The 15403-nt window shown below is 74.8% G+C and carries 13 protein-coding genes; 6 read left to right on the top strand and 7 right to left on the bottom strand.

Going from position 1 to position 15403, the window contains the following annotated elements; all coding sequences use genetic code 11:
• Positions 1-75: 75 nt before the first annotated feature.
• Positions 76-1569: a S41 family peptidase gene (locus tag ACFWOG_RS32370; RefSeq protein WP_355401816.1), complete on the bottom strand. Its 1494-nt coding sequence runs from the start codon at positions 1567-1569 to the stop codon at positions 76-78.
• Positions 1570-2169: 600 nt separating this feature from the next.
• On the opposite strand from ACFWOG_RS32370, the gene ACFWOG_RS32365 reads away from it, so the two are divergent.
• Positions 2170-2382 carry a hypothetical protein gene (locus tag ACFWOG_RS32365; protein WP_329879377.1) on the top strand — a complete coding sequence of 71 codons (213 nt, stop codon included), beginning with the start codon at positions 2170-2172 and terminating at the stop codon, positions 2380-2382.
• Positions 2383-2434: 52 nt separating this feature from the next.
• Complete coding sequence (locus tag ACFWOG_RS32360) at positions 2435-2806, top strand: toxin Doc (RefSeq protein ID WP_329948123.1); 372 nt, start codon at positions 2435-2437, stop codon at positions 2804-2806.
• A gap of 64 nt (positions 2807-2870) precedes the next feature.
• On the opposite strand, the gene ACFWOG_RS32355 is transcribed toward ACFWOG_RS32360, so the two are convergent.
• The 4 genes from ACFWOG_RS32355 to ACFWOG_RS32340 form a co-directional block, all read right to left on the bottom strand.
• On the bottom strand, positions 2871-3530 hold the full coding sequence (locus ACFWOG_RS32355) for a Pr6Pr family membrane protein (protein WP_329948089.1): 660 nt from the start codon (positions 3528-3530) through the stop codon (positions 2871-2873).
• Positions 3531-3659: 129 nt separating this feature from the next.
• Positions 3660-4397: a response regulator gene (locus tag ACFWOG_RS32350; RefSeq protein WP_380362670.1), complete on the bottom strand. Its 738-nt coding sequence runs from the start codon at positions 4395-4397 to the stop codon at positions 3660-3662.
• Positions 4394-5734, bottom strand: coding sequence for a sensor histidine kinase (locus ACFWOG_RS32345; RefSeq protein WP_380362668.1), 1341 nt, complete (start codon positions 5732-5734; stop codon positions 4394-4396). The genes ACFWOG_RS32350 and ACFWOG_RS32345 overlap by 4 nt, the downstream gene beginning before the upstream one ends.
• Complete coding sequence (locus ACFWOG_RS32340; RefSeq protein WP_380362666.1) at positions 5731-6786, bottom strand: hypothetical protein; 1056 nt, start codon at positions 6784-6786, stop codon at positions 5731-5733. The genes ACFWOG_RS32345 and ACFWOG_RS32340 overlap by 4 nt, the downstream gene beginning before the upstream one ends.
• Positions 6787-7046: 260 nt before the next feature.
• On the opposite strand from ACFWOG_RS32340, the gene ACFWOG_RS32335 reads away from it, so the two are divergent.
• From ACFWOG_RS32335 to ACFWOG_RS32320, 4 genes are all read left to right on the top strand, one after another.
• Positions 7047-8207 carry a CaiB/BaiF CoA-transferase family protein gene (locus ACFWOG_RS32335; protein WP_355401824.1) on the top strand — a complete coding sequence of 387 codons (1161 nt, stop codon included), beginning with the start codon at positions 7047-7049 and terminating at the stop codon, positions 8205-8207.
• A gap of 68 nt (positions 8208-8275) precedes the next feature.
• Positions 8276-9418: an acyl-CoA dehydrogenase family protein gene (locus tag ACFWOG_RS32330; protein WP_380362664.1), complete on the top strand. Its 1143-nt coding sequence runs from the start codon at positions 8276-8278 to the stop codon at positions 9416-9418.
• A 126-nt stretch (positions 9419-9544) separates the two neighbouring features.
• Positions 9545-10759, top strand: coding sequence for an acetyl-CoA C-acetyltransferase (locus ACFWOG_RS32325; protein ID WP_329879370.1), 1215 nt, complete (start codon positions 9545-9547; stop codon positions 10757-10759).
• A 25-nt stretch (positions 10760-10784) separates the two neighbouring features.
• Positions 10785-12947 carry a 3-hydroxyacyl-CoA dehydrogenase NAD-binding domain-containing protein gene (locus ACFWOG_RS32320; RefSeq protein ID WP_380362662.1) on the top strand — a complete coding sequence of 721 codons (2163 nt, stop codon included), beginning with the start codon at positions 10785-10787 and terminating at the stop codon, positions 12945-12947.
• 13 nt (positions 12948-12960) lie between these two features.
• On the opposite strand, the gene ACFWOG_RS32315 is transcribed toward ACFWOG_RS32320, so the two are convergent.
• Together ACFWOG_RS32315 and ACFWOG_RS32310 are read right to left on the bottom strand one after the other, a co-directional pair.
• On the bottom strand, positions 12961-13728 hold the full coding sequence (locus ACFWOG_RS32315; RefSeq protein ID WP_329948082.1) for a MerR family transcriptional regulator: 768 nt from the start codon (positions 13726-13728) through the stop codon (positions 12961-12963).
• Between the two features lie 147 nt (positions 13729-13875).
• The gene (locus ACFWOG_RS32310) at positions 13876-14886 is read right to left on the bottom strand and encodes a 2-oxoglutarate and iron-dependent oxygenase domain-containing protein (RefSeq protein ID WP_329948122.1); all 1011 of its coding nucleotides are present in this window, start codon (positions 14884-14886) and stop codon (positions 13876-13878) included.
• Positions 14887-15403: the final 517 nt, after the last annotated feature.

Genomic DNA, 15403 nt, shown 5'->3' with positions numbered 1-15403 from the left:
GGTGCGCCGACACACGGGGGCGCGGGGGTGGGGGCGCGCGGGGGTGGTGCACCCGCTGGGTGGCGGGACCACCACCTACTCCGCGCGGGGAGCGCCGCCGAGGACGCGTCGGGCGGTGGTCAGGGCGGAGTCCCGTCCCAGGCTCAGCTCCTCGTCGGTGAAGACCGGGGTCGCGATGTCCGGCGGGATGCCCGGGCCGTCGAAGGTGGTGCCGGCACGGGTGAGGAACTTCTCGTTCGGCAGGACGGCCGTGAACGCGTCCGAGACGGGCTTGAACATGATGTCGGAGAAGACGCCCTGGGTGTTCTCGCCGATCCGGACCGCCGCCGGGCGCCGTTCCATCAGCGCCTGGGTGAACGTCTCGCCCGCGCTCACCGTCGAACCGGCGGTGAGCAGGGCCACCGGGCCGGTGAACCGCGTCGCGGCGGCCGGCCGGACCGGGACGTGCTGCGGGGCGGTGAAGCGGGTCGGGTCGGCCGGGTCGTTCCGGGCGACCTTGCGGTAGGCGAGGTACGGCCGGTCGGTCAGCCGGGCGGCGATCCGCAGCCCGAGCTCGTCCGAGCCGCCACCGTTCAGCCGGAGGTCGATCACCAGACCGTGCAGCTGCCCGGGGCGGGCCAGGAGCGTGTCCAGGGCCCGGTCCAGCTCGGCGGCGTGGGCCGGGTACCCGCCGTCGTCGACGTACCCGTCGAAGGCGCTCACCCGCAGGTAGCCGATCCCGCCGGGCAGCTCGCCGACGCCCAGCGCTCCCCGGCCGAACGTCCGCTCCGGGGCGATCAGTTGGGCGGCGACGGCCTTCGCCGCCAGTTCCTGCACCTCGTCGGTGGGCTCCCGGGTGCCCGGCCGCTGACCGGCGAAGACAGCACCGAGCCCCCCGTCGGCCCGCTTGCGGGCCAGCGCGGTGTGGGCGTCCCCGAGCGGCCGGAGCATGTCGACGAAGATCTGCTGGAGATCGTCGTCGGTGGTCTGCGCGGTGATCCGTGCCCGCTGGGTGGCTCCGACGGCGTGCCAGTCGATGCCCTTGGCGGCGAAGAACGGGTAGTTCTCCTCGAAGGTCGCCCAGAACCGGTCGAAGGCCGAGAAAGGGTCCTGCGGCGCTGGCCGGCGGCAGAGCGCCGGCAGGCCGCCCGGCAGCCGGGCCAGGTCCTTGGTCGCGCTGGCCCCGTCGTCCTTGTACACGGCCCGGTTGCGGCCGTCGGGGGTGACCGTCAGCTCGCCGTAGGCCTTGCCGGGCGAGCCGAACCTGACGGCCCCGCCGGGCCCCGGGGGGCCGACCTGCTCGGCCCTCACCCGGCCGGGGGTGCAACTGATCCGGGTCACGTCGTAGGTGGTGAGCGCGGTTCCGGTGAACTCGACGATCGTCCCGTAGCCGTCCACCTGCCAGGCGCCCGCCAGCCGGCCGACGCCCGGCCGCCTCGCGTCGTCCGCCGCGGCGGGTGCGGCCCGGGCCGCACCGACCGCCCCCGCGGTCACCGCGAGCGCCACTGCCGCGACTCCCGCCGTCCTGGCCGCGGCGCGGGGCCGGGTGCGCCGCTCGGTCGTCCTGGCCGGGGTGTTCCTGTGCCTCATCGTCCGTCTCCGGTTGCTCGGGTGGTGCCTCTGTCGTGCCGGGTCCTGCGTGCCGCGGCCTCCGCCGCCGAGGGCCCGCAGGCGTTCGTGCTGCGTGCAGCGGGCTGCGGTGTGTGCCGGGGCGGGTGGGCTGCGGCGGTGGGTGCGGTGCTACCCGGCCGGACCGGCGAGGATCCGCCGGGCCTCGGTGAGCGCCGAGTCGCGGCGGCCGTCCGGTTCCTCCGCCCGCGCCCGCTCCCGAGGCCGGCGCCGTCGCCGCGACCCCCGCCGCCCGTGCGGCGTCGCCGAACCCGCCACCCCTGAAACCCGGACCGGACCCCGCCCCCAGGTCCGGGCCTCCCCCGCGGAACCCCTCCGCCGCCCACGACCGACGGTACGGATCCGGCGCACGTCCGCACGTCCACCCGCAGGGCGGTCCCCACCGGGACCCCAGAGGTACACCGCCTCAGCCCCGCCTCCGCCCGGAGGCGTACGGCCGTGAATCCCGCGGACGAGCCCCGCCCGTCGGTCGGCGGGGCTGCCGGCCACCGCGGCCCCGGTGCCGTCCGCGCGGTGCCGGTCCGGTACCCAACTCCCGTACGCTCCAGTACTATCGGCGCCATGCCAGCGCTCAACATCGAGTACACGGAGCACGAGCTCGCCGCCATCCGCGAGGCGGCGGCCGCCGACGGGAAGAGCGTCAAGGCGTACGTGCACGACCTCAGCGTGCGGGAGCAGCAGCGGCGGGTGTTCGTCGACCACGCGGTGGCGTTCTGGAACGCGCACCGGGAGGAGTTCGACGAGGCGTTCCCGGAGGACGCGCCGGCGGCGTGAGCGTGCGTAGGGGCGCGGGCCGGGCGGGCGGGGCGGGAAGGGTGCCGCGATGATGCTGCTGCGCGTCGATCTGCGCTGGCTGCTCGACATCCAGGAGCAGGCCTCGCCCGAGGACCTGAGCGTGCGCGACTACTCGGCGCTGCAGGCGGCCGTCGCGCGGCACCGGGTGAACACCGCGCAGCTCGGCCACGACGCCGATCCGGCCTGGTGCGCGGCCACGTTGATGCACACCATCGTGCTGCTGAGGCCGCTGCCGGTGCGCAACAACCTCTACGCCTGCATGACCACGGCCGCGTACATGCACGCGGCCGGGGAGGGCATCGACCCGCCGTACGGCGCGCTGGTGGAGCTGGCGCGGGACATCGGCGAGGGGCGGGCGGACGTGTTCGCGGCGGCCGACCGGGTCCGCTCCTGGAGGATCTGAGCGGGGTCCGGGCCGGCCGCCGCGAGGACAGGACGGGTGTGGGCGGGGCGGGGGAGCGGCGCGGTCAGGCCCCGGAGGGGAGGGCGGTCCGGCGGAGCTTGCCGGCGACCAGGGTGCCCAGCCGGTCCAGCCCCACCACGACGGCCCCCAGGACGACGAACTCGACTGTCAGCAGCGCGATCTGACCCCAGACGTAGCCGTACCCCTCGGTCGTCGGGTCGAAGAAGAAGTAGGGGTACGGCATCGGGTAGTTGGAGAACAGCGCGTTGCGGGCCAGCACGATCCCCGCGTAGCCGAGCGGGAACGCCAGCCAGAGCGGGATGTCCCGCCAGGAGGAGGCGTTGCGCGGCCGGAGCACCAGCCAGTCGGCGATGACCAGCACCGGCGTGACGTAGTGCAGGAAGAACGACGACCAGTGCTGGAGCTTGTCCGGCCCGTCGAAGAGCCCGGGCAGCGGGTTGGCGCCGTGCTCCAGCAGGACGTGCGAGACCAGGCCGGTGATCAGGATGTACAGCGTGGCGGCGCCGCGCAGCCGGGGTGCGGGGGCGTCGACGGTGCCGCGCTTGACCATCCAGTAGACGGCGCCGATGAAGTAGCCGAGCACGATCACGTTGCTCTGGATGGTGAAGTACACCAGCGGCGCGGTCTGGAGGGTCAGGCCGAGGCCTGCCGAGAGCACGATGCCGAGGCGCCACCAGAGCGCCGGGCTGGTCCGGACTGACATACGGTCACCAGTTCGTTTCAGGCGATACGGGAGGTATCGGACGGTCGGGAGGCGAAGGCCGCACTCTACCCGCCGGTAGGCCCGGGGTGGAAGAAACGTCCCGCTCGCCGGCCCGCCCGCCCCGGTGGCTCAGCCCGGCAGGACGAAGCCCGACTCGTACGCCGCGATCACCGCCTGGGTGCGGTCCCGGGCGCCCAGCTTGGCGAGCACGCTGCCGACGTGCGTCTTGACCGTCTCCTGGCTGACGACGAGCTTCGCGGCGATCTCGCCGTTGTTGAGCCCGGCCGCCATCAGCCGCAGCACCTGGCCCTCCCGCTCGGTGAGCCGCCCGATCGGTCCGCGGTCCCGCTCCGTGGGCTTGTCGGCCGAGCCGTACCGGAGGGCCAGCTCGCGCACGGCCGCCGGGAAGAGCAGCGAGTCGCCGCGCGCGATCAGCCGCACCGCCTGCACCATCTCCTCCGCGCGGGCCCGCTTCAGCAGGAACCCGGCGGCGCCCGCCCGCAGCGCGTCGTAGACGTGGTCGTCGTGTTCGAAGGTGGTGACGACCAGGATCCTGGGCGGGTCGGCCATGCCGCCGACCAACTGCTCGGTGGCCCGGATGCCGTCGATGCCGGGCATCCGGACGTCCATCAGCACCACGTCCGGGCGCAGTCGGCGCACCAGCGGCACGACCTCGGCGCCGTCGGCGGCCTCGCCGACCACGGTGAGGTCCGGCTCGGCGTCGATCACCACCCGCAGGCCCGTCCGGACCAGCCGCTCGTCGTCGGCGATCACCACCCGGACGGTGCCGCCCGCCGGATCGCCGGTGCCCCCGGTGCCCTCGGTGACTGCGGTGTTCACGGCGCCTCCGGTGCTCGCAACGTTCATCGCTCTCCTCCTGCCGGCAGCCAGACGGCCAGCCGCCACGTCGTCCCGTCGTCCGCCGGCCCGGCCTCGCAGCCGCCGCGCAGCGCCGCCGCCCGCTCGCCGATCCCGCGCAGCCCGCGCCCGCCGCCGGGGCGGCTGGGCCGGGCCGGGCCGACCGGGTTGGTCAGTTCGATCTCCAGCCGCCCGCCGACCGGTCCGACCCGCAGCCGTGCGGGCGCGGGGCCGGCGTGCCGGAGCACGTTGGTGAGGCCCTCCTGGACGATCCGGTACGCCTCGCGGGAGAACGCGGCCGGCAGCCGGTCCAGGCCGGGGGACAGCTCGGCGTCGACCGTCAGCCCGGTGCGGGCCAGCTGGCGCAGCAGGTCGTCCAGCCCGGCGAGCGTGGGCCCGGCGGGCCCGGCCTCCGCACTGTCCTCCTCCCGCAGCAGGCCCAGGACGGCGTCCAGTTCGGCGACCGCGCCGCGCGCGGTCTCCTCGATGGCCGCCAGCGCCTCGGCGGCGAAGTCCGGGTCGGTCCGCAGGACCCGGGCGGCGGCCGAGGCCTGGATGCCCACAGCGCTGAGCGCGTGCCCGACCGAGTCGTGCAGCTCGCGGGCCAGCCGGTTGCGCTGGGCGAGGACGGTGGCGCGCCGTTCGGCGGCGGCCACGCGTTCGTCCGGGGTCGGGCCGAGCAGGACGGGCGCCCAGCGGGCGAGCAGCGCGCCGAGGCCCGCGCTGGTGGAGACGATCAGGGCGAGCAGTGCGAGGCCCGTCAGCGGGCCGGGCAGCCAGCCGGGGAAGCCGCGGTCCTCCCAGAACCGGACCAGCTCCTCCAGCCCGGTGGGGGAGAACAGCAGCACCATCGCGAACGGTGTCCCGGCCAGCGTCATGCCGCTGACGACGCCGCCGAACAGCACGTGCAGGACGTACCAGGCGGCGGTCCGCCGCCGGGCCGCCCAGGACCGGGCCGGGCCGGTGACCACCTCGTCCGGGCGGGCCGGCGTGCAGAGCGCCCGCGCGGCGGCGCCCTCCAGGGCCCGGGCGATCGGCACCAGCGCGGTGACGGCGGCCATCGGGAGCGACAGGCCCAGGGCGGCGAAGTGGAGCAGGAGCTGGCGCAGCGGGCCGTTGCGCTGGTCGAGGCTGCCCAGGACGACGGCCGAGAGCATCCAGTACGGCATCAGCAGCGCGCCGCCCAGGACCAGGTGTACCCAGCGCAGCCGGGCCCGCCGCCCGAACAGCGCACCCGCCGCCCGCCGTACCGCCGCGCCCCTGCCGGCGCCCGTCCCCGGTCGCTTCCCCGCGCCCGCGTCCGCGTCCGTCCCCGTGCTCGCCCCCGTGCTCGCCCCCGTGATCACTGCGCAGACTCTACGTCAGCAGTACGGGAGCGGCCGAGGTCCGGCGCCTTCCGGGCGGTCCCCCGGAGCGCCGCCGCGCGTTCGACCAGGGCGATCGCGCCGACCGTCAGCACCAGCAGGCCGGTCACCACCTGCGCCGACTCCACCAGCGGGAGCAGCCCGGGCACGGCCCGGCCGAGCCCGGCCACCTCGGTGGTCGTTCCGAACGCCACCAGCTGCCACGACCCCCAGCCGAAGATCGACCCGGCCGCCGTCCAGGCCACCGCCAGTGGCACCCGCAGCCGCCACCCGGGCCGGATCCGGAACACCAGGAGGAGCAGCGCGACCGCCGCCGCTACGGCCGCCGCGGCGGTCACCCCGTCCATCACCGCGACGCCCCGGCTGTGCTGCTCCCGCCACTCGAGCGGCAGCCCGGCGTGCCCGCCGAAGGCCCAGTAGAGGCGGGTCGAGGCCACCCCGGCGGCGAGCGGCGCGGCCACGCAGGCGAACGTCCGCTGGACGGTGAGGGTGGGGGAGCGGGGCAGGTCGCCGATCCGGTCGTGCAGCAGCCCGGCCCAGCGCTGCCGCGCGTACAGCAGGAACCCGGTGATCAGGGCCAGGCCCTGGACGGCGAACCCGCCGTACACCACGGGGAAGATCCAGCCGCTCGGCCCGTCGTCGGCACCGGCCGCGGGCTCCTCGGGGCCGAGCACCACGGTGGTGAGCAGGAAGAGCGGCAGCGCCACCAGGATCGTGCCGAGCAGCCCGGTGGCCACCCACATCGGGAAGGCCAGCAGCCCGGCCGGGGCCCGCCGGCCCCACGGCCGGACGAAGGACAGCGCGAGCACCACGGCGATCGCGTCCATGCCGAAGGTGAGCAGGTTGACCAGCCACAGGTCGTCCATGGCGTCGGCGTCACCGGCCCCGACCGGGTGGCCGGTGAGCCAGAGCAGTTTGAGGGCGAGGTACGGCAGGGTCGCGGCGACGGCCACCACGGCCGCCGCGGCGCGTACCCGGCCGACGGGCGGCGCGGCGGGGGCCGGGGCCGGACGGAGCGCGGTCGTCGAGGTCATGCGGCCACGCTCCCGCGCGGGGGACCGCCGGCGCGTCCTCCGTGAACGGGATCCGCCTCCCCCGCCAGGGGGATCCGGCGGGGAGGGCACGGTTCCGGGGGAGGAGCGGGAGGTGCGGGGCGGCCCCGGGCCGGCTCCGGTCCGACCGGCGTGCGGCACCGGGCGGGGCGGGTCCGAAGGTCTTGTTACCGACGGGTCGCTTCCCTATCATCGCGGGTGTGACAGCTTTACTGTCAGACCTCGGAGGGGCAGGGGCGCCCGTGCGTGACGGTGGTGTGCGTGGGAACGGCGGCCCGCTGGCCGGGGTCCGCGTGGTCGAACTCGCGGGGATCGGCCCCGGCCCCTTCGCCGCCATGCTGCTGGGCGATCTCGGCGCCGACGTGGTCCGGGTGGACCGCCCGGAGCCCTCGCCGCTCGGCATCGAGCCGGCGTACGACGTCGCCAACCGCAACAAGCGCTCGGTGGTGGTCGACCTCAAGTCCGCCGACGGGCCCGCGCGGGTGCTCGACCTGGCCGCCCGGGCCGACCTGCTGATCGAGGGCTACCGCCCCGGCGTCGCCGAACGCCTCGGCGTCGGGCCCGAGGACTGCCACGCCCGCAACCCGGCGCTGGTGTACGGCCGGATGACCGGCTGGGGGCAGCAGGGGCCGCTGGCCGCCCGGGCCGGCCACGACATCGGGTACACCGCGGTGGCCGGGGTGCTCGGCCTGGTCGGCCGGGCGGGCGGCGGCGCGGACGAGCCGCCCGCCGTCCCCGCCAACCTCCTCGGCGACTACGCCGGCGGCTCGCTCTACCTGGTCGTCGGCCTGCTCGCCGCGCTCCACCACGCCCGCGCGACCGGCGCCGGCCAGGTCGTCGACGCCGCGATCGTCGACGGAGCCGCCCACCTCACCGCCGTCCTCCAGGGCCTGCTCGCCGCCGGCCGGTGGCAGGACCGGCGGGGCACCAACCTGCTCGACGGCGGCGCCCCGTTCTACGCCGTCTACCAGGCCGCCGACGGCGGCCACCTCGCGGTCGGTGCGCTGGAACCGCAGTTCTACGCCGAGTTCGCGCGACTGCTGGAGCTCGGCCCGGACGCGCCCGGCCAGTGGGAGACCGACCGCTGGCCCGAGCTGCGGGCCCGCATCGCCACCCGGTTCGCGAGCCGCACCCGGGCCGCGTGGGAGGCCGTCTTCACCGGCTCCGACGCCTGCGTGGAACCGGTCCTGACGATGCGTCAGGCCGCCTCGCACGCACACCTGGTGAGCCGCTCCACCTACGTCGAGGTGGACGGCGTCACCCAGCCCGCGCCCGCCCCGCGGTTCTCCGCCACCCCGGGGGCGCTGCGCCGCCCGCCCGCCCGCCCGGGCGCCGACACCGCCGAGGTCGCCCGCGACTGGGGCGTGCCCTCCCTGGCGGCCGGACCCCCGGGCGCCGGCTGACGGCTCGCCCCTTCCCCGGCCCCCGCCCGGCCGCCACCCCCTCGACCCTTCCCCCCAAGGAGCCCACCGTGCAACGTGATCTCTTCACCGAGGAGCACGAGGACTTCCGGGCGACCGTCCGGTCCTTCCTCGCCAAGGAGGTGCAGCCGCACTACGACCGCTGGGAGAAGGCCGGCATCGTCGACCGCGCGGCCTGGCTGGCCGCCGGCCGCCAGGGTCTGCTCGGGCTCGCCGTCCCCGCGGAGTACGGCGGCGGGGGCACCGCCGACTTCCGCTACGCCGCCGTGCTCGCCGAGGAGTTCGCCCGGGCCGGCGCCTCCGGGCTGGCGCTCGGCCTGCACAACGACATCATCGGCCCGTACCTCACCTCGCTCGCCACCGAGGAGCAGAAGCGCCGCTGGCTGCCCGGCTTCTGCAGCGGCGAGCTGATCACCGCCGTCGCGATGACCGAGCCCGGGACCGGGTCGGACCTCCAGGGCATCCGCACCCGGGCGGTCGACGAGGGCGACCACTACCTGCTCAACGGCGCCAAGACCTTCATCTCCAGCGGCATCCTCGCCGACCTGGTGGTCGTGGTCGCCCGCACCACCCCCGAGGGCGGCTCGCACGGCCTCAGCCTGCTGGTGGTCGAGCGCGGGATGCCGGGCTTCGAGCGCGGTCGCAACCTCGACAAGATCGGCCAGAAGGCCCAGGACACCGCCGAGTTGTTCTTCCAGGACGTCCGCGTCCCCAAGGGGAACCTGCTCGGCGAGCTGAACGGGGGCTTCGTCCACCTGATGCAGAACCTCGCCCAGGAGCGGCTCACCATCGCGGCCGCTGCGATCGCCGGCGCCGAGTACCTGGTCGAGATCACCACGGAGTACGTCAAGCGGCGCGAGGCCTTCGGCCGGCCGCTGGCCAAGCTCCAGCACGTCCGCTTCGAGATCGCCGAACTGGCCACCGAGTGCGCGGTCACCCGGGCCTTCGTCGACCGCTGCATCACCGAGCACAACCGCTACGCGCTCACCCCGGCCGACGCCTCGATGGCCAAGTGGTGGGCGACCGAACTGCAGAAGCGGACCGCCGACCGATGCCTCCAACTCCACGGCGGGTACGGGTACATGACCGAGCACCCGGTCGCCCGGGCGTTCACCGACGGCCGTGTCCAGACCATCTACGGCGGGACCACCGAGATCATGAAGGAGATCGTCGGCCGCTCCCTCCTCGGCTGACCGCGCCCGCCCGCCCCGCCGCCGGCCCGCCGCCGGCCGTCCGCTCGTCCGTCCGCCCCTCGCTCCGACCGGCTTCCGACCGCCCGGACACCCGTGCAACCCTCCGCGTCTGAAAGGCTCCTCACCGTGACCACCGAAGCGTACGTCTACGACGCGATCCGCACCCCGCGCGGCCGGGGCAAGGCCGGCGGCTCGCTGCACGGCACCAAGCCGATCGACCTCGTCGTCGGCCTGATCCACGAACTGCGCCGCCGCTTCCCCGACCTGGACCCGGCGGCGGTCGACGACATCGTGCTCGGCGTGGTCAGCCCGATCGGCGACCAGGGCTCCGACATCGCCCGCATCGCCGCCATCGCGGCCGGCCTGCCCGACACCGTGGCCGGCGTCCAGGAGAACCGCTTCTGTGCCTCCGGTCTCGAAGCCGTCAACCTGGCCGCCGCCAAGGTCCGTTCGGGATGGGAGGACCTCGTCCTGGCCGGCGGCGTCGAGTCGATGTCCCGGGTCAGGATGGGCTCCGACGGCGGCGCCTGGGCGATGGACCCGATGACCAACTACGAGGGCTACTTCGTCCCGCAGGGCGTCGGCGCCGACCTGATCGCCACCATCGAGGGCCTCTCCCGCACCGACGTCGACGCCTTCGCCGCCGAGTCCCAGGCCCGGGCGGCCAAGGCCCAGGCCGACGGCCTCTTCGACCGCTCGGTCGTCCCGGTGCGCGACCGCAACGGCCTGCTCGTCCTGGAGCGCGACGAGTTCATCCGCCCCGGCACCACCGTCGAGACGCTGGCCGGACTCAAGCCCTCCTTCGCCACCATCGGCGAGGCAGGCGGCTTCGACGCCGTCGCCCTGCAGAAGTACCACTGGGTGGAGGCCGTCGACCACGTCCACCACGCCGGCAACTCCTCCGGCATCGTGGACGGCGCGGCCCTCGTCGCCATCGGCAACCGCGGGATCGGCGAGCGGTACGGGCTGCGCCCGCGCGCCCGGATCGTCTCCGCCGCCGTCTCCGGCTCCGAGCCGACCATCATGCTCACCGGTCCGGCCCCCGCCACCCGCAAGGCGCTCGCCAAGGCCGGACTGACCGCCGCCGACATCGACCTGGTCGAGATCAACGAGGCCTTCGCCGCCGTCGCCCTGCGGTTCATCCGCGAGATGGGCTTCTCGCCCGAGCAGGTGAACGTCAACGGCGGCGCGATCGCCCTTGGCCACCCGCTCGGTGCCACCGGCGCGATGATCCTCGGCACCCTGATCGACGAGCTGGAGCGGCGCGACCTCCGCTACGGCCTGGCCACCCTCTGCGTGGGCGGCGGTATGGGCATCGCCACCGTCGTCGAGCGCATCTGACCCCCCTCCTGGAGACGTAGATCCCATGTCTGACACCACCATCCGCTGGGAGCAGGACCAGGACGGCGTGGTCACCCTCGTCCTCGACGACCCCACCCAGTCCGTCAACACCATGAACGAGGCCTTCACGGCCGACTTCGAGGCAACCGTCGCCCGGCTGGCCGGCCTCGGCGAGGAACTGCGCGGCGTCGTCGTCACCTCCGCCAAGAAGACCTTCTTCGCGGGCGGCGACCTCAAGCTGCTCTCCGTCGCCCGCTCCGAGGACGCCGCCGCCGTCTTCGAGAAGTCGATGCGCATCAAACGCGCCCTGCGTGCCCTGGAGACCCTGGGCAAGCCGGTGGTCGCCGCGATCAACGGCAGTGCGCTCGGCGGGGGCCTGGAACTCGCCCTCGCCTGTCACCACCGGATCGCCCTGAACACGCCCGCCAGCCGGATCGGCCTGCCCGAGGTCACCCTCGGCCTGATGCCCGGCGGTGGCGGAGTCGTCCGCACGGTACGGCTGTTCGGCATCACCGACGCGCTGCTCAAGGTGCTGCTGCAGGGCCGCCAGTACCGGCCGGCGCAGGCGCTCGACAACGGGCTGGTCCACGAACTCGTGGAGACCCCGGAGGAGTTGACCGCCCGGGCGCGTGCCTGGATCGAGGCGAACCCGACCGCCGTCCAGCCCTGGGACGTCAAGGGGTACCGGATCCCCGGCGGTACGCCCAGCACCCCGGCGCTCGCCGCCAACCTGCCCGCGTTCCCGTCCAACCTGCGCAAGCAGCTGGCCGGCGCCCCCTACCCGGCGCCGCGCAACGTGCTCGCCGCCGCCGTCGAGGGCGCCCAGGTGGACCTCGACACGGCCATGGTCATCGAAGCCCGCTACTTCACCGAGCTGGCCTGCGGACAGACCAGCAAGAACATGATCCAGGCCCTGTTCTTCGACATGCAGGCGGTCAACTCCGGTGCTGGCCGGCCGGATTCCTTCGAGAAGCGGACGGTCCGCAAGGTCGCCGTCCTCGGCGCCGGCATGATGGGCGCTGGCATCGCCCACGCCTGCGCCAAGGCCGGCCTCCAGGTGCTGCTCAAGGACGTCACCGTCGAGGCCGCGGAGCGCGGCAAGGCCTACTCCGAGGGCCTGTTGGCGAAGGCGGTGGCCCGCGGTCGCACCACCGCGGCGCAGCGCGACGAACTGCTCGCCCGGATCACGCCCACCGCCGAGGCCGCCGACCTGGCCGGCTGCGACGCGGTGATCGAGGCCGTCTTCGAGAACCCCGAGCTGAAGCACAAGGTGTTCCAGGAGATCGAGGGCGTCGTCGCCCCGGACGCGCTGCTCTGCTCCAACACCTCCACGCTGCCGATCGGGCTGCTCGCCGAGGGCGTCGAGCGCACCGCCGACTTCATCGGCCTGCACTTCTTCTCGCCGGTCGACAGGATGCGGCTGGTGGAGATCATCCGCGGCCCGCAGACCGGGGACGAGGCGCTGGCCCGCGCCTTCGACCTGGTCCGGCAGATCGACCGGACGCCGATCGTGGTCAACGACTCGCGCGGCTTCTTCACCTCCCGGGTGATCGGCCAGTTCCTCAACGAGGGCGTGGCGATGGTCGGTGAGGGCGTCGACCCGGCCACCGTCGAACAGGCCGCCGCCCAGGCCGGCTACCCCGCCAAGGTGCTGTCACTGCTCGACGAGCTGACCCTCACCCTGCCGCGGAAGATCCGTGACGAGTACCGGCGGTCCGTCGAGGCGGCCGGCGGCGAGTGGACCGCCCACCCCGCCGACGCGGTGGTGGACCGGATGGTCGACGAGTTCGGCCGCCCCGGCCGCAGCGGCGGCGCCGGCTTCTACGAGTACGGCGAGGACGGGAGGCGCGGCCGGCTCTGGCCGGGTCTGCGCGAGCACTTCACCCGGGCCTCGGTGGAGGTCCCCTTCGAGGACCTCAAGGAGCGGATGCTGTTCAGCGAGGCGCTGGACTCGGTCCGCTGCCTGGAGGAGGGCGTGCTCACCTCCGTCGCCGACGCCAACGTCGGCTCCATCCTCGGCATCGGCTTCCCGGCCTGGACGGGTGGCGTCCTCCAGTACGTCAACGGCTACCCGGGCGGGCCGGCCGGCTTCGCGGCCCGCGCCCGCGAACTCGCCGCCGCGTACGGCGAGCGGTTCGCGCCGCCGGCCCTGCTGGAGCGGATCGCCGCCGAAGGCCGCACCTTCTAGGACTGACGTACCGTCAGCTGGGCGAGGCCCCGTCCTCCGCGGCCTCGCCCAGTTCCTCCCGGAGCGACCGCTGGAACGCCGTCACCAGCGCCTGCGCCACCATCGGCCGGATGTGGCCCGTGAGCGCCTTCATCCGCTCCACCTCGTCCGGAGCCGGCTCGCTCTCCCGGTACGGCCGCCACACCGTCTCCCGGAACAGCCGCTGCAACTCCCGCGCCGTCGCCCGGCTGTGCTCCAGCACCACCGCGCGCGCGGCCTGCAGCGTCTCCAGGGGGATCGGCACGTCCAGGATCCGCACGCCCAGCGGCAGCAGTCCCGGGTCCACCCGGAACACGTCCGGGTCCGCCGTCCGCTCCAGCGCCCCCATCGCGGCCAGCCGGTCCACCTGCTCCTCGGACAGTCCCCGCCCGGCCCGCCGCTCCAACTGCACCCGGCCCACCTCCTCCGGCGTCTCCGGCGTCCACGACGCCACCAGCGCCCGGTGGATCGCCAGGTCCAGCGGGGTCGAGTCGTGCGGCAGCCGCCCCAGGTACCGCTCGATCGCGGCCAGGGTCAGGCCCTGCCGCTGCAACTCCTCGATCAGCCCCAGCCGGTCCAGGTGCTCCGCCCCGTACCACCCGACCCGCCGGGCCCCCAGCACCGGCGGCGGCAGCAGCCCCTTCGTCCCGTAGAACCGCACCGTCCGGACGGTCACCCCCGCCCGCGCCGCCAACTCGTCGACCGTCAGCCGCACCTCCACCCCCGCCTCCCGCTCCGCGCCCGCCGCATCCCGCACCGTCACTGTGACACCGCGAGTGTGACACCGCTGTGCCACCCGGTCCACTGCCGCCGCCCGCCGCCCGCCGCCCGCCGCCCCGGCCGCCCGGGGAGTCCGGGCCCGGCGGTCGTGGCAGCGGTGGTGCCGACGGTGCGGACGGTCGCGTCGGCGTCAGCGGGTGGCGGTGTCGACGAGGTCGGGGTGGTGGCGGCGGGTGACCTCGGGGTGGGCCCTCGTGTATCCCTTCCACTCGTTGAAGCCGAAGTCGGCGTAGAGCGGGTTGGCCGGGTCCTGGGTGGCGCCCGGGGCGTGGTGGGCGAGGGGGAAGTCCAGCGGTTCGACGTGGGCGTCGAGCCGCGGGTTGTAGAAGAAGGGGACGGAGAAGCGCTCCCGGGCGCCGGCCGGGCTGACCACGCGGTGGCTGGTGGCCTTGAGGTAGCCGTCGGTGGCGACCTCCAGCAGCTCGCCGAGGTTGACCACGAAGGCGCCCTCCATCGGCGGGACCTCCAGGAAGCTGCCGTCCGAGCGCTCCACCTGGAGACCGCCGACGGTGTCCTGGAGGAGGAGGGTGATGAAGCCGTAGTCCTTGTGCGCGCCGACGCCCTGGCCGGCGCCGTCGGGGGCGGTGCCCGGGTAGCGGACCAGCTTCAGCCGCAGGTGCGGGTGGCCGGCGAAGGCGTGCTCGTAGAAGTCGGGGCGGGCGCCGATCGCGGCGAGCAGTTCGTGCAGCAGCCGGCGGGCGACGTCACCGAGCCGGTCGATCCAGCCGAGGGCGGCGGTCCGCAGCTCCGGGAGCGCCTCGGGCCACTGGTTGGGGCCCTCCAGCCACCAGTAGGAGGGCTCGCCCGGGGCGGGGACGTGCGGGGGCAGCTCGGCGCCGATGTCGAGCTGGTCGCGCCAGTCCTGGCTGCCGCCGGTGCGCTCGTCGCCGGTCCGGGTGTAGCCGCGGTAGTGCGGGGAGTTGAGGTTGGCGACGGCGAGGCGGTCGGCCTCGGGGAGGGCGAAGAAGGCCCGCATGGCGGCGGTCAGGGCGGTCGTCTCGTCCGCGGGGACGCCGTGGCCGACGAGCTGGAAGAAGCCGACGTCGGTGGCGGCGGCGCGGAGCTCGTCGTGCAGCCGGGTGCGGTCCTCGGGGCTGCCACCGGCGAGCGAGAGGTCGATCACCGGGAGGCTGTCCAGCAGGGCGGGCGCCGTCCCGGGGGCGGTCCCGGATGCTGCCGCTGCGGTCGTGGCGACGGCTGCGGCCGGGGCTGCGGTCTCGTGCTCGACGGAGGGGGTGGTGGGGTGCTGCTGCGTCATGGGTGACATCCGCTGGGTCTCGTCCCGACCCGTTCCGGTGGTGACCGGGGACGCCGGGGACGCGCCTGGTGCGGCGGGTGTGCCCGGGGGTCGGGGAGGGGGAACGGCCGGCAGGGGCCGCGCTGAGGGTGGGAAGGTGCGAGGTTCAGCTGGAGCGTCGACAGGACATGCTGGTCACGCGGAGCAGGTCCACGTGGCGACGGCGAACGAGTATGAGCACGTCACCAGCCTAGATCAAGGGTTCGAGGAGCGGAGAAGGGCCCGTGGCGCCGGGGGGTCCGGGCCGGAACATGTCATAGCCATGACGAGATGGTGCTCTCGTGGTGGACGGCAGGCAAGAGGGCGGGAAAGGGGTACGGGCGGCGGGCGCGGGACGGGCGGGCGCGGAGGGGCCCCGTCC

This window comes from Kitasatospora sp. NPDC058406 (genome assembly GCF_042722765.1).
Lineage (GTDB): Bacteria > Actinomycetota > Actinomycetes > Streptomycetales > Streptomycetaceae > Kitasatospora.
Note: the sequence above shows the minus strand (reverse complement) of the source record. Positions and strands in the feature narration are given on the sequence as shown.